Genomic DNA, 19123 nt, shown 5'->3' on the forward strand with positions numbered 1-19123 from the left:
CATGCATGTTTCGTCCGTCCGGGCGCGGACGACGCTGGCGGCGACCGCCGTGGTCACGGTCGCGCTGGCTGCGGCGGGGCTCGCGGTGGTCCTGGTGCTGGGCTCCAGCCTCGGCGAGCAGGCGGATCTGCAAGCCGAGGTGGCCGCCCGCGAGGTCGCCTCGCAGCTCGCGGCGGGAACGGCTTATGCCGGGCTGGACCTGCCGGACGGGGACGACCACCCGGTCCAGGTCGTGGACGAGAGCGGGCGGGTGCGCGCGGCGAGCGAGGACCTGGGCGCGATCGAGGGCACCGGTTCCCCGAACGTGCGGCCCGCGCCGTCCGGCGGCGACCGGACGCCTGGCGGTTCGGGCGATGACGACGATGACGATCCGGCGCGCGGCTCGGTCTCCGGGGACGACCCGCACCTGTCCACCGGAACCGCGACCGTCGAGGGCCACTCCGCCGGGTATCGGTTCGCGGCGGTCAAGGTGACCACCCCCGGCGGCGAGACCGTCACGGTGTACGCGGGCGCGGACCTCGCCGCGGCGCGCGACGCCGTCGGAACGGTCACCCGGGTGATGCTCGCGGGCCTGCCGCTGCTGCTGGCCGTGGTGGCGGGCGTGACCTGGCTGGTGACGCGGCGGGCGCTGCGGCCGGTGGCCGCGGTCCGCGCGGAGCTGGCCGAGATCACCGTGTCCGGCGACCTGGCCCGGCGGGTCCCGGTGCCGGGCTCGCGGGACGAGGTCGCTGGACTGGCCACCACGACGAACGAGACCCTCGCCGCGCTGGAGGCGTCGGTGGCGCGGCAGCGCGGTTTCGTCGCGGACGCCTCGCACGAGCTGCGCAGCCCGATCGCGTCGCTGCGCACACAGCTGGAGGTCGCGGCGGCGCATCCGGAGCTGCTGGACGTGGCCGGCCTGGTGGACGATGTCGTCCGGCTCCAGCAACTGGCCGCCGACCTGCTCCTCCTCGCGCGGATCGACGCGGGCGACCGCCCGCCCGCCCGTCCGGTGGCCCTGGCGCCGCTGCTGCGAGACGACCTGGAGCACCGCAGCCCCCGCGTCCCCGTCGAGGCGTCGTTCGAGGACGACCCGCAGGTCATGGGGGTTCCAGCGCGGCTGGCGCGAGCGATGGGCAACCTGCTGGACAACGCCGTCCGACACGCGGACCACGCCGTCCGGCTGTCACTGCGTGAGGAAGGCGGCACGGCGGTCGTGGGAGTCTCCGACGACGGCCCGGGAGTGCCGGCCGCCGACCGTGAGCGGATCTTCGAGCGGTTCGTCCGGCTGGACGACGCGCGGAGCCGGGACGAGGGCGGCGCGGGGCTCGGGCTGGCCATCGCCCGCGATCTGGTCCGCGCGCACGGCGGGGACGTCACCGTGGGCGAGGCTCCCGGCGGCGGTGCCCTCTTCGAGGTGCGGCTGCCCGTTAGCCGAGGAGCTGGCGGGCGATGACCATCCGCTGGATCTGGTTGGTCCCCTCATAGATCTGCGTGATCTTGGCATCCCGCATCATCCGCTCCACCGGGAAGTCCCGCGTGTAGCCGTACCCGCCCAGCAGCTGCACCGCATCCGTCGTCACATCCATCGCCACGTCGGACGCCAACGCCTTACACGCCGACGACATCAGCGTCAGGTCCCCCACCCGCTCCCCCCGCATCGCCCGCTCCGATTTCACCGCCGCGTGATACGTCAACTGCCGCGCCCCCTCCAACCGCATCGCCATATCCGCCAACATGAACCGGACCCCTTGAAAATCACCGATCGCCTGCCCGAACTGCCGCCGCTCCCGCACATACCCCAGCGCGAAGTCCAACGCCCCCTGCGCGATCCCCAGCGCCTGAGCCGCGATCGTGATCCGCGTGTGATCCAGCGTCGCCAACGCCGTCTTGAAGCCCGAACCCTGCGCACCGATCATCCGGTCACCGGGAATCCGCACCCCCTCCAATATCACCTGCCGCGTCGGTGACCCCTTGATCCCCAGCTTGCGCTCCTTCGGACCGAACGAGACGCCCGCATCGTCCGCCTCCACCACGAACGCCGAGATCCCCCGCGCCCCCAACTCGGGATCCGTCACCGCCATCACCGTGTAGAAGCGCGACACCCCCGCATTGGTGATCCACGTCTTCACCCCGTCCAGCACCCACCCATCACCATCACGCACCGCCCGCGTCCGCATTGCCGCCGCATCCGAGCCCGCCTCAGCCTCCGACAACGCATAGGAGAACATCGCCTCCCCCGCCGCCACCGGCCCCAGATACCGCTCCCGCAACTCCTCCGAACCCGACAACAGCAACGGCACCGTTCCCAACTTGTTCACCGCCGGGATCAATGACGACGACGCGCACACACGCGCCACCTCTTCGATCACGATCACCGTCGCCAACGCATCCGCGCCCGCACCCCCGTACGCCTCCGGCACGTGCACCGCGTGCAATCCATTGCCCGCCAACGCGTCCAACGCCTCCTGCGGGAAGCGCGACTCCTCATCAACCTCCGCGGCGAAAGGCGCGATCTTCGCCTCGGCCAGCTCCCGTACCGTGGCCCGCAACAACTCGTGCTCTTCCGACGGCGCGTACAGCGGAAAGTCGCTCATTGTTCCTCCACGTGGCGGGGCCCTGACCGATTACTTTGACGACAAATATTTGGACGCCAAAATAATCGAGCGGCGCGCGCGCCGTCAAGCGCCGCGACCGCCACGACATCCCCCTCACGTGCCTGGCCATAGCCGGACACATACCGGTATCGGTCCAGCCCAGTGACGACCGGTGCGCCCAGAGTTACCGTCATTTGTGCCGGTCACGGCACCGGCGGGTGGCGCCGGTGAGGGAGAGGGGACCTCCATGCCATTGAGCGTCGTCAAGGGGCAGTACCGCATCCTGCGCACCGAACCCGATGGGGACTCCGTCCGGTTCGTCCCCGACGACCGCGAAGCGTTCACCAAACTCCGCCTGAGGGCCCGGGTTAACAAGACCGGCGGCGCGCAACTCCGGCTCGACGCGATCGACGCGCTGGAGACGCACTACGCGCCGACCACCCACGGCGGGCACGCCCACCACCAGCCGCTGGAACTGGCACACGCCGCCCGTGACCGGCTCCTCGACCTGCTCGGGTTCCAGGAGGTACGGCACGACGGCGAGCGGGTCGTGGCGGCGTCACCGGAGCAGACCGCCGGGTACATCCTCACGCGCTTCGCCGACACGCACGGGCGGCCGGTGTCGTTCGCGTTCACCGGGGAGACCGACCACGACGATCTCGCGTCGGTCCGCGTCGACGCGCCGCTGCTGCGCCAGAGCACCAACCATCGGCTCGTCGCGGACGGCCTCGTCTACCCGACGTTCTACAGCAAGCTCTTCCCCGACCTTCGCGAGGAGCTGACGGCGGCGACCGAGAAGGCCCGCGCCGCCAAGACGGGCGTGTGGGCGGAGGACGTCACCACCTCCGGCGCCACCATCACCGCGGTCGCCGACCTGGACGACCGGCTCGTCCTGTTGCCCAAGCTGTACCGGCGCCTCGCCGACTACTTCGCACTCGGCGGCGGGAACCCCGACCTCGACGGGTTCCGGGAGTTCCTGGCGACGCGAGACGACCGGCTGTTCGTCATCTCCGGCGCGCACGCCACCGGGCTGGACACCGTCGTCGAGGTGGACGACCAGACCGTCCGGCTGACCCGCCCGCCCGAAGACCTGATCTTCATCGAAGCCTAGGCGGGACGCATGCCGACAATGGACGACAGGAAACCCTCCATGGTGCCGCCCAGAGGAGTCGAACCTCTATACCCGGGGTAAGAGCCCGGTGTCCTCCCAGTTGAACGAGAGCGGCGAAAGTGCCCTCCGGCGGACGGTGGCGTCCGTTCCGCCAGGGCACGGGCGAACCAGCCGGGGGTCGTTACTCCCGCCGGTCCAGTCCAGAGTCGCACTCGGGAATCGAACCCGATACTCCTGGGTGGAAGCCAGGTGCCTCACCATTTCGGCTTGTGCGACGTTCGCGGGGCGCCAGACCCCGCCGCGCCCCCACCAGGACTCGAACCTGGGACCTTCGCGTTCGTAGCGCGACGCTCTCATCCACTGAGCTACAGAGGCATACAGAAATGAACAGGCCGCCCGGGATATTCTCCCTGGCGGCCTCAGGTGGAGCCTGACGGCCCTAGCCAGAGGCGTCCGAGGGGACGGTGCAACCGCCGCGCATGCGGCTTTCGAAAGGACGCCGCACTCGTTTGGCGATGATCCCGTTCATTCGCGGCTCCTTTCCCGCTCGGTCTGATGCTCCTATGGTGCGGCACGCCGTCCGATGCGGCAACGGGTTTTCCTCCGGCGACATGAGAAAGGGGGGAGAGGCCAGGCCTCTCCCCCCTTTCTCGCGGTGCCGTCAGGCGGCCCTGCGGCGGCTGGTACGCGAACGCGCCGTCCGGCCTCGGCCCGGGGAGAACAACCGGGCGAGCACCCGGAACGGCAGCGTCACAATGCTGATGACCGTGCCGATGATCGCGCTGAGCGCTGCGGTGATGCGGCGCATGAGACTCTCACTCCTTCGCTCGTCCGTCCCCGTCCCAATACCCGGTCATGAGGTTCTAACCGCGAGGGTCCCGATGACCACCGTCGCGTACAACTCGTCCGAGCGCGCGATCTCGGCGTCCAGGCCGGCGTCCGCCAGGATCCCGGTCGCCAGCGGAACCTGCCGTTCGCTCGTCTCGAACAACAGGTGTCCGCCGCGCGCGAGCCACTGCGGAGCCTCACCGGCGACGCGGCGCAGGACCTCCAGGCCGTCCGCGCCGCCGTCGAGCGCGACCTGCGGCTCGTGCGCCCGGGCCTCGGCGGGCAGCAGCGGCACCTCTCCGGTCGGGACGTAGGGCACGTTGGCGAGCAGGACGTCCACTCGGCCTTTCAGCGTGCCGGGCAGCGGATCGAACAGGTCGCCTTCGTAAACGTGGCCGACCGCGCCGAGGTTACGGCGGGCGCACCGCACGGCGGCCGGCTCGATGTCGGCGGCGTGCAGCTCGGTACCGTCCGGCTGGGTGTCGTGCAGGGCCGCGGCCAGCGCGAGCCCGAGAGCGCCCGAGCCGCAGCACAGATCGAGGACCACGGAGCGGCGGGGAGCGCGGGCAAGAGCCTGCCCGACAAGGAACTCCGTGCGGCGCCGGGGGACGAAGACCCCGGGGTCCACGGCCACGCGCAGGCCGCAGAACTCGGCCCAGCCGAGGACGTGTTCGAGGGGCAGTCCCTCGGCTCTCCGCTCCACCATGGCGGACAGTTCGGCGGGCGTGCGGGCCGCGGAGACCAGGAGCCGTGCCTCGTCCTCGGCGAACACGCATCCGGCGGCGCGGAGCCGAGAGACGACGGTTTCTGGGGGTGCTGGCATGAGTGCCTTCCGGGAAAGCCTGCGGGCACCTTACCCGCGCGACCGCAACGCCATGGCCCTCGGCGGGGTTCAACGGACATGAGCATCTACGCGAGCAGGGTCGCGCAAGGCGACTGGGACGCGCTCGGCCGAGAGGTGGACGCCTACGGCTTCGCCGTGACTCCCGAGTTGCTGCGCAAGGACGAATGCGCGGACGTGGCCGCCCTGTACGACGAGGTGGGACGGTTCCGGTCCACGATCGACATGGAGCGGTACCGGTTCGGCGCCGGGCGGTACCGGTACTTCGCCGAGCCGTTCCCCGAGGCCGTTCAGGCGCTGCGGACGGCGCTGTACCCGCGCCTGCTGCCCATCGCGCGGGACTGGGCCGGGAGGCTCGGGCGACCAGCGCCCTGGCCGGACACCCTGGAGGAGTGGCTCGGCATGTGCCACGCCGCCGGGCAGACAAAGCCCACCCCCATCCTCCTGCGGTATGGGCAGGACGGATGGAACGCGCTGCACCGCGACCTGTACGGAGACCTGGTCTTCCCCCTCCAGGTCGTGATCGGCCTGGACGAACCCGGCGGCGACTACACCGGCGGGGAGTTCCTCATGGTGGAGCAGCGGGCGCGCGCCCAGTCCCGCGGGACGGCGACGCTCCTTCCGCGGGGCCGTGGACTGATCTTCACGACACGCGACCGCCCCGTCCGGACGAAGCGGGGGTGGTCGGCCGCTCCGGTCCGGCACGGGGTCAGCGTGGTGCGATCCGGACATCGGCGCACCCTGGGGCTGGTCTTCCATGACGCCGCCTGACATGCCGTCCGACCTGCCGGTCACGCGGCCGGGCCACCCAACCGGCGCATAACATGGCCGGATGTCCGGGCTGAAGGCTGACTGCGCGCGCTGTTTCGGGTTGTGCTGTGTGGCGCTCCCGTTCGCGCGGTCCGCCGATTTCGCCGTCGGCAAGGAGGCCGGGGAACCGTGCCGGAACCTGCTGGCGGACTTCCGGTGCGGCGTCCATGCGGATCTGAGGGAACGAGGCTTCCCTGGTTGTACCGTTTTCGAGTGTTTCGGGGCTGGTCAGAAGGTCTCCCAGACGACCTTCGGCGGACGGGACTGGCGGCAGGGCGGCGCCCGGGAGATGTTCGCGGTCTTCCCCGTCATGCGGCAGCTCCACGAGCTGCTCTGGTACCTGGACGAAGCGCTGGGAATGCCCGCGGCGAGGCCCGTTCACGGCGATCTCCGGCGGGCGCGGGACCGGGTCGTACGGCTCACTGAGGGGAGCCCGGCCGACCTCGTCGCTGTGGACGTGGCGGCGCTCCGGAAGGACGTCAACCCCCTGTTGCTGCGGGCCAGTGAACTCGTGCGGGGGCCCGGCGGCAAGGACCGGCGAGGCGCCGACCTCATCGGGGCCCGGCTGGAGGACGCCGACCTACGGGGCGCGAGCCTGCGCGGCGCCTACCTGATCGCCGCCGGCCTCCGGCGCGCCGACCTACGGAACGCCGACCTGATCGGGGCGGACCTACGCGACGCCGACGTGCGCGGCGCGGACCTGCGCGGCGCCCTGTTCCTCACCCAGGCGCAGGTCAACGCGGCGAGGGGCGATGAGGCGACCCGGCTGCCGGCGGGCCTGGAGCGGCCCGCCCACTGGGCTTGATCTTGTTTGGTGCCCGACCAAGGGGGCATGTCCCGCTAGACATGGAATTGTGTGGTCCCATGTCGTTCTGGGGGGCCGCGTGGGGCGGGTCAGATGGTGGGGCACCGGTCTCGTCGCGCTCGTGCTGCTCGTCCTCGGCGGGGGTTTACCGCTGCTGGACGCGGCGCTGGGGAGCGGCGGACGACCGGTTCGCGCGGGAACCGTACTGTCGGTCGGGACGGAACGTCACGGCACCCGGCCGGTGTCGTTCACCGTCCCGGCGGCGGGCTGGCGGCTCAGCGAGGAGCGTTCGTTCCTTAGCAGCAACGCGTTCCTGACAAGGGACGAGGTCATGTTCAACATCAGCGTGGTGGTCCCGCTGGCGCCGCTGGACGCCCGCACACTGTGGGACGGCCTCGAAAGGATCGTGTCGGTCGGCCGGGAGACGCGGCTGCGCGCGGCGCCGTCCACGATCACGACCGCGCACGGCCTGAGGGGGCTGACCGGGCACCTGAACGGCGATGGCCGGGTGGGCACCGCCACCGTCTTCGCCACCGACACGCTCGGCGCGACGGTCACCGCGTCGGGGCCGCCCGCGGCGTACGGGCAGGCGGCGGCACAGGTCGACGCCATCGTGCGGACCATCCGGATCTCGCCGTGACCACTCGCCCGGCGTTCTGGCTGTGGGCCGTCGCATGCCTGACCGGCGCCCTCATCGCCTCCGACGCCCTCGGGGAGCAGGTCCGGGCGTTTCCCGCCGGCGTGCTGGCCGGATCCGCACTCCTGGCGCCCGCCCTGGTCGCCGGGGTCTGGCTGCTGCTGCGGCTGCACCCGGTGCGGTCGCGGCCGCTCGGGTACGCGCTGATCGCGGTGGGGTGGGGAGGGCTGGCCGCGTTCGGACTGGCGCTCCCGGTCAACGCCGCCTTCCAGGCGGTGCTCGGCAAGACCGCCGGCCCGGAGTTCAGCGCGACGTGGGGCGCGGCCATCGTGGCGCCGGTGGACGAGGAGATCCTCAAGCTGCTCGGGGTGGTGGTGGTGGCGCTGATCGCGCCGCACGCCGTCCGGGGGCCGCTGGACGGCTACGGGTACGGCGCACTGGTGGGCCTGGGGTTCCAGATGTCGGAGAACTTCCTGTACGTGCTGAACACGATCGTGCTGACGGGCGCCACCCAGGACGCGAACGCGGCGTTCTTCTCGTTCGGCAGCCGGATGATCGGCGGGGCCTGGTGGAGTCACTGGGCGATGACGGCGGTCGGCGGCGCGGGCCTCGGCTGCGTGCTTGGCCGCCCGTCCCGGACGAACGCGGCCCTCGCGTCCGTCGCGGTCGTCCTGTCGATGGCGCTGCACTCGTGGTGGGACGCGCCGGTCCTGCCCGGCGTGGCGCTGCTGCCGTTCAAGGGCGCACCGATCCTGATCGTCGCGGTGCTGATATATCGGGGCGTCCGGCACCGGTATCTGGTGCGGTTCCGGCGGGCGGCGCAGGCGGAGACGTTCCGTGGCGTCCTGGTCCCGGGCGAGAGCCATGTCCTCACCTACCGCAAGTGGCGCAGGAAGGAGCGGTGGGACGTGCCCGCCGGTGAGCCCCGGCGGCTGCTCGCCCGGCTCCGGGCGGCCGAGTTGGATCTGCTCGACGACGGGCTCGGCGGCCTGGAACGCGACCCCGGGGCGGCGGACCGGCTGCGCGCCGACATCCGGGACCTGCGCCACCTCCTCAAGGCGGCGCAGCACCCTCAACTCGCCTGATGACCTCGGGTGCCCGACCTCACCCTGCGCCTGATCTGGCGCGGCGACCGGGAGGCGCTTCCCGGATTGCGCGAGGTCCTCTACGTCGCGAGCGCGTGACCCCTACGTCCGGGGCGCCAGGACCGTGACGAGGTTGGCGGCCACGATCGCCAGGATGCCGAGCCACTGCGTCCAGTGCAGGGTCTGACCGAGGATGAGCAGGCCCGCGGCTGCGGCGAGCACCGGGTTGACGCTCATGAAGACGCCGAAGAAGTGCGCGGGGACGCGGCGCAGCGCCAGCAGGTCCGCGAGGAACGGGACGGCCGACGACAGCACGCCCGCGGCACCCGCGCAGGCCAGCGCCCCGGCCGTCGGCGGGTGCTGGAACAGCGCGGCAAGGCCGATCGGGACGAACAGCAGCCCCGACGCGCCGGCCGCCATCGCGGAACCCTCCGCGCCGGGCAGCGACCGCCCGATGGACCGGTTGAGCAGGATGTACCCGGCCCAGCAGCATGCCGCGAGAAGCCCGAGCCCCAGCCCGAGGTAGTCGGACGCGGGCTCCGGCCGGGTCAGTGTGACCACCCCGGCCACCGCCGCCAGCGCGCAACCGAGGTCGAGGCGGCGGCGCGACCCGGCCAGCGCGACCGTCAGCGGGCCGAGGAACTCCAGCGTCACCGCGAGGCCCAGCCCGATGCGGTCGACCGCGGTGTACAGGGAGAGGTTCATCGTCGCGAACACCGCCGCGAGCGCCAGGACGAGCCGCCACTGCGCCGCGGTGAACGCCCGAACGCGCGGTCGTCCTACCGCCAGCAGTACGGCGGCGGCGACCCACTGGCGCACCGCCACCACCCCGGCGGGCCCGATCACCGGGAACGCCAGCGCGCCGATCGCCGCCCCGGTCTGGTTGGAGGTGCCGCTCGCGAGCATCATCAGCACCCCGGCCCAGCGCGCCCGGGAGGCCGGGACCACGGCTGGGCGGCGCCGCGCCGCGGTGGTCGCCTTCATCCCCCGAGCATGAGCCCGCCTGATTCATACGCAAAATGCATGAAATGGGAGGTCTATACGTTGGAGTCATGGATGTGGAACTGCGGCACCTCCGGGTGCTCGTCGCCATCGTCGACGCGGGCACCTTCACCGATGCCGCCATCGAGCTGGGGGTCTCCCAGGCGGCGGTGTCGCGGACCCTCGCCGCGCTGGAGCGGGCCCTCGGCGTGCGGCTGCTGCGCCGCACAAGCCGCCAGGTCGCCCCCACCGCCACCGGCCTGCGGGTCCTCGCGCGGGCACGGCGGCTGCTCGCCGAGGCCGACGACCTCGTCCAGGACGCGACCAGCGGACACACCCGGCTGCGGATCGGGTACGCGTGGGCGGCGATGGGCCGGCGCACGGTCGCCTTCCAGCGGCGCTGGCCCGACCTGTGGCCGCATATCGAGGTACAACTCGTCCGCACGAACTCCGCCACCGGCGGACTGGCCGAGGGCGTCTGCGACATCGCCGTCGTCCGGACGGCACCGGACCCCCGCCGGTTCGACGGCGTCATCGTGGGGTCGGAGCGGCGGTACTGCGCGATGGCCTCGGACGATCCGTGGGCACGCCGCAGGTCCGTTCGGCTGGCCGACATCAGCGAGCGGACGCTGCTCATCGACCCGCGGACGGGCACCACCACCCTCGACCTGTGGCCGCCCGGTGCCCGGCCCCCCACCGAGCAGACCACCGACATCGATGACTGGCTGACCGCCGTCGCGTCCGGCCGGTGCGTGGGCGTGACGGCGCGGAGCACCGTCGAGCAGTACCCGCGCCCCGGCGTCGTCTACCGGCCCGTCCGCGACGCCGCGCCGATCGCCGTCCGGCTCGCCTGGTGGCGCGGCGACCCGCATCCGGCGGCACGGCACGCGGTCGAGCTGCTCACCGAGCTGTACCACGAGGGCTGAGCCCGGCCGCCGTTTGCCCATCCCCGCCCCGGGTATCGCACCTCACCGGAAGCCAGCTCGGCCGGGGGGACGCTGATGGCGGGACGGAGCGGCGAGCCGACGGCCGGGAGGCTGGTCGGGAGTCTCGCGCGGGGTGTGGACGACCGGCTCGGCGCGGCGGGCTTCCTGAGGAGGAACCTGCGCAAGGCGTTTCCGGGCCACTGGTCGTTCCTGCTCGGCGAGATCGCGCTGTACTCGTTCATCGTCCTGCTGCTCACCGGGGTCTATCTGACCTTGTTCTTCCAGCCCAGTTCGTCCTCGATCGTCTACGACGGGTCGTACGCGCCGCTGCGGGGCCTGCGGATGAGCCAGGCGTACGCCTCGACGCTGCACCTGTCGTTCGATGTGCGAGGCGGCCTGCTGATGCGGCAGATCCACCACTGGGCCGCGAACATCTTCGTCGCGGCGATCTGCGCGCATCTGTTGCGGATCTTCTTCACCGGCGCGTTCCGCAAGCCCCGCGAGATCAACTGGCTGATCGGGGTCACGCTGTTCACGCTCGCGCTCGCGGAGGGCTTCGCCGGATACTCGCTGCCGGACGACCTGTTGTCGGGCACCGGGCTGCGGATCGCGGACGGCATCATGCTGTCGATCCCCCTCCTCGGGACGTACGTGAGCATGTTCGTGTTCGGCGGCGAGTTCCCCGGTGTGGACTTTATCCCCCGGCTGTTCACCGTGCACATTCTGCTGATTCCCGGCATTCTGCTTGCCCTGATCACCGCCCACCTGATGATCCTCTGGCACCAGACCCACACCCAGTTCCCCGCCAGGGGACGCCGCGAGTCCCGGGTCTCGGGACATCCGGCCTACCCGCACTTCGCCGCCCAGAGCGGCGCCTACTTCCTCTACACGTTCGGCGTCCTGGCCGCGATGGCCACGTTCCTCCAGGTCAATCCGGTGTGGCTGTACGGCCCCTACGAGCCCGCGCAAGACTCGATCGGCTCGCAACCCGACTGGTACGTGGGCTTCCTGGAGGGCTCGCTGCGGATCATGCCGCCGCTGACCACGACGGTGGCCGGGCATACGGTCAGCTGGAACGTGCTCCTGCCCGCGGTCGTGCTGCCGGGCGTGTTCATCACCTGCATCGCGCTCTACCCCTTCGTCGAGCGCTGGGCGACCGGGGACGATCGCGTCCATCATCTGCTCGACCGGCCGCGCAACGCGGCCACCAGGACGGGAATCGGTGCGGCGGCCATCGCCTGGTACGGCGACCTGTGGGCGGCGGGCGGGAACGACGTCCTCGCCTACACCTTCGGCCTCCCCCTCTACGCGACGACGTGGTTCTTCCGGGCCGGCTTCTTCGTGTTCCCGTTCCTGGCGTTCGCCCTCACCCGGCGGGCCTGCCTGAGCCTTCAGCGCCGTGACCTGCGCATGCGGGAAGAGGGCGTGGAGACGGGGCTGCTCAGGCTGACGCCCGATGGCGGGTTCACCGAGCGCCACGAACCGCCCTCGGACGAGGAGGAGGCCACCCTCCTGGCCCGGCAGCCGAAGGAACTCGTGGCCTCCTATCCACGGCACATCATCCCGCTCCCGACGCCGGACCGAGCCCGCGTCCAGGTCCGGACCCGCCTGAATCGCTTCTACTTCAACTACCAGAGCGAGTCCTACGGCGGCGGCCAGGGCGACCACGACGGCGACGGCACCCCCGCCCGGCAGGACGGGCAGTCCACGAAATAGCGGGAGCCCACCGACCCTCAGCCGCCCGATGGGAGCCGCGGCAGGGACGTCGCGGCCTCCCGCGGCCCCTCCGCCGGCGGGTAGTGCAGGTCGAACGCGGGTCGCATCGATCGGATGCGCGGCATCGCGGTGAAGTTGTGCCGGGGCGGCGGGCAGGAGGTCGCCCATTCCAGCGACCCGCCGAAGCCCCACGGATCATCCGAGCCGACGCGCTCGCCCCGCCGGTGCGTCCGCCAGATGTTCCACAGGAAAGCGAACGTGGACGCCCCGAGGACGAACGAGCCGAGGGAGGAGACCAGGTTCAGCGTCCCGAACTCGTCGGCGTAGTCGGCGACGCGGCGTGGCATCCCGCCCGCCCCCAGCACGTGCTGGACGAAGAAGGTCGTGTGGAACCCGACGAACAGCAGCCAGAAATGGATCTTTCCCCACGTCTCGTCGAGCTTCCTGCCGGTCATCTTGGGCCACCAGAAGTAGAAGCCGCCGAACATGGCGAACACGACGGTGCCGAAGAGGACGTAGTGGAAGTGGCCGACGACGAAGTAGGAGTCGGTGAGGTGGAAGTCCATCGGCGGGGAGGCCAGGACGACCCCGGTCAGACCGCCGAACAGGAACGTCACGAGGAACCCGAGGGCCCAGAGCATCGGCGTCTCGAAGGTCAGATTGCCCTTCCAGATCGTCCCGACCCAGTTGAAGAACTTGATCCCCGTCGGCACGGCGATCATGAAGGAGGTGAACGAGAAGAAGGGCAGCAGCACCTGGCCGGTGGCGAACATGTGGTGCGCCCAGACCGTCATGGACAGGCCCGTGATCGCGATGGTGGCCGCGACGAGCGCGAGATAGCCGAAGACCGGCTTGCGGGAGAACACCGGGAGGATCTCGGTGACGATGCCGAAGAACGGCAGCGCCACGATGTAGACCTCGGGATGGCCGAAGAACCAGAACAGGTGCTGCCACATCAGCGCGCCCCCGTGCCCCGGGTCGTAGATGTGCGCGCCCACCCTCCGGTCGGCCTCCAGGGCCAGCAGCGCGGCGGCGAGCACCGGGAAGGCGATGAGCACCATCAGGCTGGTCAGCAGCACGTTCCAGGTGAAGATCGGCAGCCGGAACATCACCATCCCGGGAGCGCGCATCGCGATGATCGTGGAGATCATGTTGACCGCGGTGAAGATCGTTCCGAGCCCGGACAGCACCAGGCCCATCACCCACAGGTCACCGCCGCGGCCCGGCGAGAAGGTCTCCGACGACAGCGGCGCATAGGAGAACCAGCCGAACGACGCGGCGCCGCCCGGAACGACGAATCCGAGCAGCACCATCAGGGCGCCGAACAGGAACAGGTAGTAGCTGAGCGCGTTCAGCCGGGGGAACGCCACGTCCGGCGCGCCGATCTGCAGCGGGACGATCACGTTCGCGAACCCGGCGAACAGCGGCGTCGCGAACAGCAACATCATGATCGTGCCGTGGATCGTGAACAGCTGGTTGTAACGATCATCGTTGACGACCTGTAGGCCCGGTTCGAGCAGCTCCGCCCGCATGACCATGGCCATCAGCCCGGCCACCAGGAAGAACGTGAACGAGGTACCGAGGTAGAGGTAGCCGATGACCTTGTGATCCGTGGCGGCGAGGACCTCGCCGAAGCGCGTGCCCTTGCGGTGCCGCTCCAGCGCCTCCGCGACGCTGGTGTCCCGCCGGTCCTGGACGGCCGTCATCCCCGTTCCTCCCCCCTCGCCCCGCTCCCCTGCGGTGACTTACCGGAGAGATCGCCTTTCAAACGCGCGCCGTGGAGCGCGCCTACCGGACGACGGCGACCCGCAGGTGCCGCTCCGGCTGGACGGCGACGGGTGGCGGCAGCACCTCCGGCCCCTGCGCGGACGTGAACGGCGGCCCGGCTGGGCGTCCCGCGGTCAGCGCGTCCAGCCGGTGCAGGAAGATGCCTTCGCGCAGCGCCCACGGGCAGATGTCGAGGCCGTCCAGACCGAGGATGTCCATGACCGCCTCGGCCACGATCGCGCCGGCGAGGATCTGGTGGGCGCGGGAGGCCCCCACTCCGCGCAGCTCGGCCCGCTCCTGGTGCGACATCCGCGCGAGTCTGGGAATCCAACCGTGGAGGTCACGGCGGTCTAGGTGACGCGCCGCGTAAGGGCCCGCCTTGCCCTTGGGCGCGCCGCACAGCCGCGCGAGCTGGGTGAACGTCTTGGACGTGGCGATGGCGCGCAACGGCGCCGGGCGTTCGGCGATCTCGGCCGACGCCTCGGCGAGGACCGCCCGGACGTGCTCGCGCAGGGCCTTGCGCCGCCTCTTGCCGACGGGTGGGCGCCGGGGCAGGTGGTGGCGGGTGAGCCGGCCCGCCCCGAGCGGCAGCGACACGGCGATCTCGGGTTCCTCGCCGGCTCCGTAGGCCAGCTCCATCGACCCGCCGCCGATGTCGGCGAGCAGCACCGGGCCCGCGGACCAGCCGTACCAGCGGCGCGCCGCGAGGAACGTCAGTCGCGCTTCCTGCTCACCCGACAGGAAGCCGAGCGAGATCCCCGTGGCGGCGTGGACCTCGGCGGCGACCGCGTCGCGGTTGGCCGCGTCCCGCAGGGCGGACGTGGCGAGCGGGATCAACTCGCGGACCTCGCTCACCGCGGCGGCGACCGCCGCCTCTCGCACCGCGCCGACCAGCCGTCCGATGGCGGGCGGTCCGATCACGCCCCACTGGTCGGTGGACTCGGCCAGCCGCACGGCGCTCTTGACCGACCGCACCGGGGCCGGCCCCTCCCCCGGGCTGAGGTCGGCGATACGCAGATGGGCGGAGTTGGAGCCGATGTCGAGAACACCGAGACGCAGGCAGGGGGCATCCATGGCCGACCCTTTACCCGAAATTGACCACTCCAGTCCGGAAGACCGGGCCGACCCCGGACGACGGTAGAAATCGCCATCTTCGGGAAGGCCACCGGAAGCCCGCCAGTTCGAAGGAGCCCCCGTTTGCCACACGACAAGCTCACCTCACGGTCCCGGGAGCCGACCGTGCGGACCCCGGCACCCGCACGGACCCCCGCGGTTCGCGATACCGGCGCCCGTACCGTCCTCAAGGCCGCGCGGGACGAGGCGGCCCGCGCGCTCGCCGCCCTCGACACCGCCTACAGACGCAGCGTCCGGGCGCGCCGGGCGAGAGGCGATGCGGCGCCGAGCGCGGACGACCGCCGGCTCACCGAGGCCACCCGCGCCCTCGCGCAGGCGGCCCGCGACCTCGCCCTGACCCTGCGCGCCCAGGATCAGCCCGCCGCCGTCCGGCCGCCCGTAGCGCCCCGGGCCAGACGCCCGGCGGACGGCGAGCCGCTCGTCACGCTGGACCTGGCCCGCCGCGTCGGCCCCGACTGGCTGCTGTGCCAGTTCACCATCGCCGACCGCGATGCGCACCGTTGGCATCTGCGACACGACGGTCACGCCGCCGGAGCGGTGACGCACTACCTGAACCTGCGCGGGAAACGCGCGGGCTGGGAGGCGCATGACGCCCGCGGCTTCCGCTTGCGGCCCGGCTCCGGCGACACCCCCGGACGACCACCGGCGCACCTGTGGGAGACCCGGGCGGCGGCCGTGCGAGCGGCCGCCCGCGCTCACCGGTGCCCCTGAACCGCGACGATCGAGGATCGCCTGCCTGATCCGCTGCCATCGCCCTTGCGCTGGGCGGGGCCCGGAGTCGCGCCGCCTCTGCCCGGCGGCGGATCACCCGGCCCGGTGGGCGAGGACGACGCCGTGCGCCGGCTGAAATGCTGGGCGACGTAGGCCGCCAGCGGCAGGCCGAGCGCCCCGCCCACACCGAGCGAGGAGCTCACCGGACAGCAGGGTCGCGGTCATCGCGCAGGTCGCGTTCGAGATGGAGGTGCACCGGTCGCCTGCTGGATCGTGGCCGGCTGCTCTTGCGAAGCGGCCGCCTGCTGGCGCGGACGGGCTGGGCGGGCATGCGGAGGAGTCCTCTCGGAGGAGTCCTCTCGGGGGAGCCGCGGACGGGGCCTACGTGATCGCGGGGTACACGTGATCAAGGTTCGGTGGGAACGATCCATGCCCGGCACGGCGCCCTTCGGACGGGAACGAGAGCGGGATCACAGGTCCGGCGGCCACTGATCACCGTGCCGGAACTCTGACATCCTGTTCGCAGAACGAGTCAAGGAGGTGGGCCGATGCATCCGCTGCGCGCGGCCATCGAGCGGGGCGACATGGACGCCGTCCCGGCATTGCTGGCCGAGGACGTCACCTTCCTCAGCCCGGTGGCGTTCGCGCCCTACGACGGCCGGAAGATGGTGACCGCCATCCTGCGGGGGGTGATGCGGGTCTTCGAGGACTTCCGCTACGTCCAGGAGATCGGTGACCCGGCCGGACGGGACCACGCGCTGGTCTTCAAGGCCCGGGTCGGCGACCGGGAGGTGCACGGCTGCGACTTCCTCCGGCACGACGCGGACGGGCTCATCGACGAGTTCTGCGTGATGGTCCGCCCACTGTCGGGCGCAAACGCCCTGTCGGAGGCGATGGCGGAACAGTTCGAGACGATCCGCCGCGAGGCCGACCCGAGCTGAGCCCGCCACCGGGAGCGGGCCCCGGTGGCGGGTCGACGGTCGCGGGAAGACCGCCGTCAGGCGGGGACGTGGTCCTTCTGGCGGGTCCAGTGCCGGTGCGCGGCGACGGCCTTGATCAGCTCGGTGACGAAGGTGCCGTTCGAGCCCTCGACGGTGACGACGCCGACGTCGGACACCGTGTCGCCGTCCGCGAAGCGCACCCCCGTGATCCCGGCCCGCTCCAGCAGGCCGATACCCGCGTCCAGGGCACCGATCGCCTTGCAGTGCACGAACGCCTCGGCGACGAAATGGACGGCGGCGCCGTCCTGCGCGAGGGTGTGGACGCTCTCCTCCCCGCCCGGCACGACCACCGCGTCGTAGAGGACGGACGCGACGGTCGGCAGCGCACGGGTCACCTCGACCTTGGGCGCCGTTGGCCGCCTGCACGAAGCCGTCCCGCGCGGCGAGCACCTCGCACACCGCGCCCGCCTCGACCAGCGCGTCACCGACCGCGGCCACGGCACCGGAATCGACGCCGTCGGCGGCCAGGATCGCGATCTTGCGGCCCTGGACGGAGTCGCGCGGCGTGTTGTCCTGGCTCAGCGCGGGCGAGCTGCGGCCGTGGTTGGCGGTCACGGCGGCCTCCGGCGGCTCCACCCCGACGCCCTGCGCGACCTGGACGGCAAGGTCGTGATCAACGTGGTTGAGGTGGGCGATCACGCCCTCGCGGATGTGCTTGTGATCGCATTTCCCGAGCTCGAACCGGAACGCGCCGACGATGTGCTCCTTCTCCCAGCGGGACATGCTGTTCCAGAACAACGTCGCCTGCGAGTAGTGGTCGGCGAAACTCGTGCTGCGCTTGCGGATCTTCTTTCCGTCCACCCGCTCCTGGAAGTGGGTGAACGAGCCCTCACCACCGACCACCGGGCAGCCGCCCGACAGCGAGTTCTTGTGGTAGGCCGACTGCCCCTGCTGGATCGTCATCTGGTGGTAGCCGTCACGGTGGTGGTTGCGGACGTCGGCGATGGGCTGGTTGACGGGGATCTGCGGGAAGTTCGGGCCACCGAGGCGGATGAGCTGCGTGTCCAGATAGGAGAACAGCCGGGCCTGCAGCAGCGGGTCGTTGGTGAAGTCGATGCCCGGCACGACGTTTCCGAGGTGGAAGGCGACCTGCTCGGTCTCGGCGAAGAAGTTGTCGGGGTTACGGTCCAGCACCAGCCGGCCGACCGGCCGCACCGGTACCTCCTCCTCCGGAATGATCTTGGTCGCGTCGAGGAGGTCGAAGTCGAAACGGTGCTCGTCCTCGGCCGGGACGAGCTGGACGCCGAGTTCGTACTCCGGGAAGTCGCCGTCATCGATGCGGTCCCACAGATCACGGCGATTGAAGTCCGGGTCCTTCCCCGCGATCTTCTGCGTCTCGTCCCATGCCAGCGAGTGGGTGCCGAGCTTGGGCTTCAGGTGGAACTTCACGAACGTCCCGCGCCCCTCGGCATTGACGAGCCGGAACGTGTGGACGCCGAACCCCTGCATCATCGCGTAGCTGCGCGGCAGTGCCCGGTCCGACATCAGCCACATCATCATGTGCATGGTTTCGGGCTGCAGCTGCACGAAGTCCCAGAGCGTGTCGTGCGCCGACGACGCCTGCGGGATCTCGTTCGGCGGCTCCGGCTTCACGGCGTGCACGAAGTCGGGGAACTTGATGCCGTCCTGGATGAAGAACACCGGCATGTTGTTGCCGACGAGGTCGAAGTTGCCCTGCCGTGTATAGAACTTCGTCGCGAAGCCGCGGACGTCGCGGACGGTGTCGGCCGAGCCGCGCGACCCGGCGACGGTGGAGAAGCGCACGAACACCGGCGTCGTCAGTGACGTGTCGCTCAAGAACTCGGCGGTGGTGAACTCGGCGAGGGACTCGTGCAGCTGGAAATGGCCGTACGCCCCGGCGCCACGCGCGTGTACGACCCGCTCCGGGATCCGCTCGTGGTCGAAATGGGTGACCTTCTCACGCAGATGGAAGTCCTCCATCAGGGTCGGTCCGCGCTCACCAACGGTGAGCGAGTTGTCGGTGTCATCCGGCCGGATGCCCTGATCGGTGGTGAGCGCGGTTCCCTCCGGACTCACTCGCCACCGCTCCAGTTGCTCTTGCTTCGGGTCGTCGCCGCCGGCGGGGTTCGCCATGATCCAGCTCCCTCGATGGTGAAATGGCTCCGAGGCTCCCGCTACCCGACGCCATCCGCGACATGCGCGGTTTGACCGGAACTTGAGTTCTGCCGGGCAC

Annotated in this window: 17 protein-coding genes, 3 tRNA genes and 1 pseudogene; 10 read left to right on the forward strand and 11 right to left on the reverse strand. The window is 71.1% G+C overall.

Annotated features, from left to right (window positions below; translation table 11 throughout):
- Position 1: 1 nt before the first annotated feature.
- On the forward strand, positions 2-1435 hold the full coding sequence (locus tag AMA02S_RS25995; protein WP_067462396.1) for a sensor histidine kinase: 1434 nt from the start codon (positions 2-4) through the stop codon (positions 1433-1435).
- On the opposite strand, the gene AMA02S_RS26000 is transcribed toward AMA02S_RS25995, so the two are convergent.
- On the reverse strand, positions 1410-2576 hold the full coding sequence (locus AMA02S_RS26000; RefSeq protein WP_067462398.1) for an acyl-CoA dehydrogenase family protein: 1167 nt from the start codon (positions 2574-2576) through the stop codon (positions 1410-1412). The genes AMA02S_RS25995 and AMA02S_RS26000 overlap by 26 nt on opposite strands.
- 247 nt (positions 2577-2823) lie before the next feature.
- Here AMA02S_RS26000 and AMA02S_RS26005 point away from each other — a divergent pair, with 247 nt between their 5' ends.
- Positions 2824-3687 (forward strand): nuclease, encoded by an 864-nt coding sequence (locus AMA02S_RS26005; RefSeq protein WP_067462401.1) that lies wholly within the window; start codon positions 2824-2826, stop codon positions 3685-3687.
- A gap of 40 nt (positions 3688-3727) precedes the next feature.
- Here the strand turns inward: AMA02S_RS26005 and AMA02S_RS26010 are convergent.
- From AMA02S_RS26010 to AMA02S_RS26025, 5 genes are all read right to left on the reverse strand, one after another.
- Positions 3728-3802, reverse strand: a tRNA-Lys gene (locus AMA02S_RS26010).
- An 89-nt stretch (positions 3803-3891) separates the two neighbouring features.
- Positions 3892-3963 (reverse strand) — tRNA-Gly (locus tag AMA02S_RS26015).
- A 25-nt stretch (positions 3964-3988) separates the two neighbouring features.
- A tRNA-Arg gene (locus AMA02S_RS26020) sits at positions 3989-4062 on the reverse strand.
- A 286-nt stretch (positions 4063-4348) separates the two neighbouring features.
- Positions 4349-4495, reverse strand: coding sequence for an LPFR motif small protein (locus tag AMA02S_RS43005; RefSeq protein WP_169806890.1), 147 nt, complete (start codon positions 4493-4495; stop codon positions 4349-4351).
- A 45-nt stretch (positions 4496-4540) separates the two neighbouring features.
- Positions 4541-5338, reverse strand: a complete 798-nt coding sequence (locus AMA02S_RS26025) for a putative protein N(5)-glutamine methyltransferase (protein ID WP_067462404.1) — start codon at positions 5336-5338, stop codon at positions 4541-4543.
- A gap of 78 nt (positions 5339-5416) precedes the next feature.
- Here AMA02S_RS26025 and AMA02S_RS26030 point away from each other — a divergent pair, with 78 nt between their 5' ends.
- The 4 genes from AMA02S_RS26030 (at position 5417) to AMA02S_RS26045 (ending at position 8693) form a co-directional block, all read left to right on the forward strand.
- Complete coding sequence (locus AMA02S_RS26030; RefSeq protein WP_067462407.1) at positions 5417-6127, forward strand: 2OG-Fe(II) oxygenase; 711 nt, start codon at positions 5417-5419, stop codon at positions 6125-6127.
- A 61-nt stretch (positions 6128-6188) separates the two neighbouring features.
- Complete coding sequence (locus tag AMA02S_RS26035) at positions 6189-6971, forward strand: pentapeptide repeat-containing protein (protein ID WP_067462410.1); 783 nt, start codon at positions 6189-6191, stop codon at positions 6969-6971.
- 79 nt (positions 6972-7050) lie between these two features.
- On the forward strand, positions 7051-7611 hold the full coding sequence (locus tag AMA02S_RS43010) for a hypothetical protein (RefSeq protein ID WP_067462413.1): 561 nt from the start codon (positions 7051-7053) through the stop codon (positions 7609-7611).
- Complete coding sequence (locus AMA02S_RS26045) at positions 7608-8693, forward strand: PrsW family intramembrane metalloprotease (RefSeq protein ID WP_169806891.1); 1086 nt, start codon at positions 7608-7610, stop codon at positions 8691-8693. The genes AMA02S_RS43010 and AMA02S_RS26045 overlap by 4 nt, the downstream gene beginning before the upstream one ends.
- A gap of 102 nt (positions 8694-8795) precedes the next feature.
- Here the strand turns inward: AMA02S_RS26045 and AMA02S_RS26050 are convergent, their stop codons facing one another.
- A complete protein-coding gene (locus tag AMA02S_RS26050; protein ID WP_067462416.1) occupies positions 8796-9677 on the reverse strand; it encodes an EamA family transporter in 882 nt (293 codons plus the stop codon).
- Positions 9678-9745: 68 nt separating this feature from the next.
- Here AMA02S_RS26050 and AMA02S_RS26055 point away from each other — a divergent pair, with 68 nt between their 5' ends.
- Together AMA02S_RS26055 and qcrB are read left to right on the forward strand one after the other, a co-directional pair.
- The gene (locus tag AMA02S_RS26055; RefSeq protein ID WP_067462419.1) at positions 9746-10600 is read left to right on the forward strand and encodes a LysR family transcriptional regulator; all 855 of its coding nucleotides are present in this window, start codon (positions 9746-9748) and stop codon (positions 10598-10600) included.
- 75 nt (positions 10601-10675) lie between these two features.
- Positions 10676-12316, forward strand: a complete 1641-nt coding sequence (qcrB, locus tag AMA02S_RS26060) for a cytochrome bc1 complex cytochrome b subunit (protein ID WP_067462422.1) — start codon at positions 10676-10678, stop codon at positions 12314-12316.
- Positions 12317-12333: 17 nt separating this feature from the next.
- Here qcrB and ctaD read toward each other — a convergent pair whose 3' ends face one another.
- Both ctaD and AMA02S_RS26070 read right to left on the reverse strand, forming a co-directional pair.
- Positions 12334-14022, reverse strand: a complete 1689-nt coding sequence (gene ctaD / locus AMA02S_RS26065; RefSeq protein WP_067462425.1) for an aa3-type cytochrome oxidase subunit I — start codon at positions 14020-14022, stop codon at positions 12334-12336.
- Positions 14023-14104: 82 nt separating this feature from the next.
- On the reverse strand, positions 14105-15157 hold the full coding sequence (locus AMA02S_RS26070; RefSeq protein WP_067462428.1) for a Ppx/GppA phosphatase family protein: 1053 nt from the start codon (positions 15155-15157) through the stop codon (positions 14105-14107).
- A 123-nt stretch (positions 15158-15280) separates the two neighbouring features.
- Here AMA02S_RS26070 and AMA02S_RS26075 point away from each other — a divergent pair, with 123 nt between their 5' ends.
- Complete coding sequence (locus AMA02S_RS26075) at positions 15281-15928, forward strand: hypothetical protein (protein ID WP_067462431.1); 648 nt, start codon at positions 15281-15283, stop codon at positions 15926-15928.
- Here the strand turns inward: AMA02S_RS26075 and AMA02S_RS42170 are convergent.
- Positions 15913-16131: a hypothetical protein gene (locus AMA02S_RS42170; RefSeq protein WP_157430842.1), complete on the reverse strand. Its 219-nt coding sequence runs from the start codon at positions 16129-16131 to the stop codon at positions 15913-15915. The two genes, AMA02S_RS26075 and AMA02S_RS42170, sit on opposite strands and share 16 nt — an antisense overlap.
- Positions 16132-16476: 345 nt before the next feature.
- Between AMA02S_RS42170 and AMA02S_RS26080 the strand changes: the two genes are divergently transcribed.
- Positions 16477-16869 (forward strand): nuclear transport factor 2 family protein, encoded by a 393-nt coding sequence (locus AMA02S_RS26080; protein WP_067462434.1) that lies wholly within the window; start codon positions 16477-16479, stop codon positions 16867-16869.
- 56 nt (positions 16870-16925) lie between these two features.
- Here AMA02S_RS26080 and AMA02S_RS26085 read toward each other — a convergent pair.
- Positions 16926-19023, reverse strand: a pseudogene (locus AMA02S_RS26085) (catalase).
- Positions 19024-19123 lie beyond the last annotated feature (100 nt).

The sequence above is a fragment of the Actinomadura macra NBRC 14102 genome (assembly GCF_001552215.1).
Classification (GTDB): domain Bacteria; phylum Actinomycetota; class Actinomycetes; order Streptosporangiales; family Streptosporangiaceae; genus Spirillospora; species Spirillospora macra.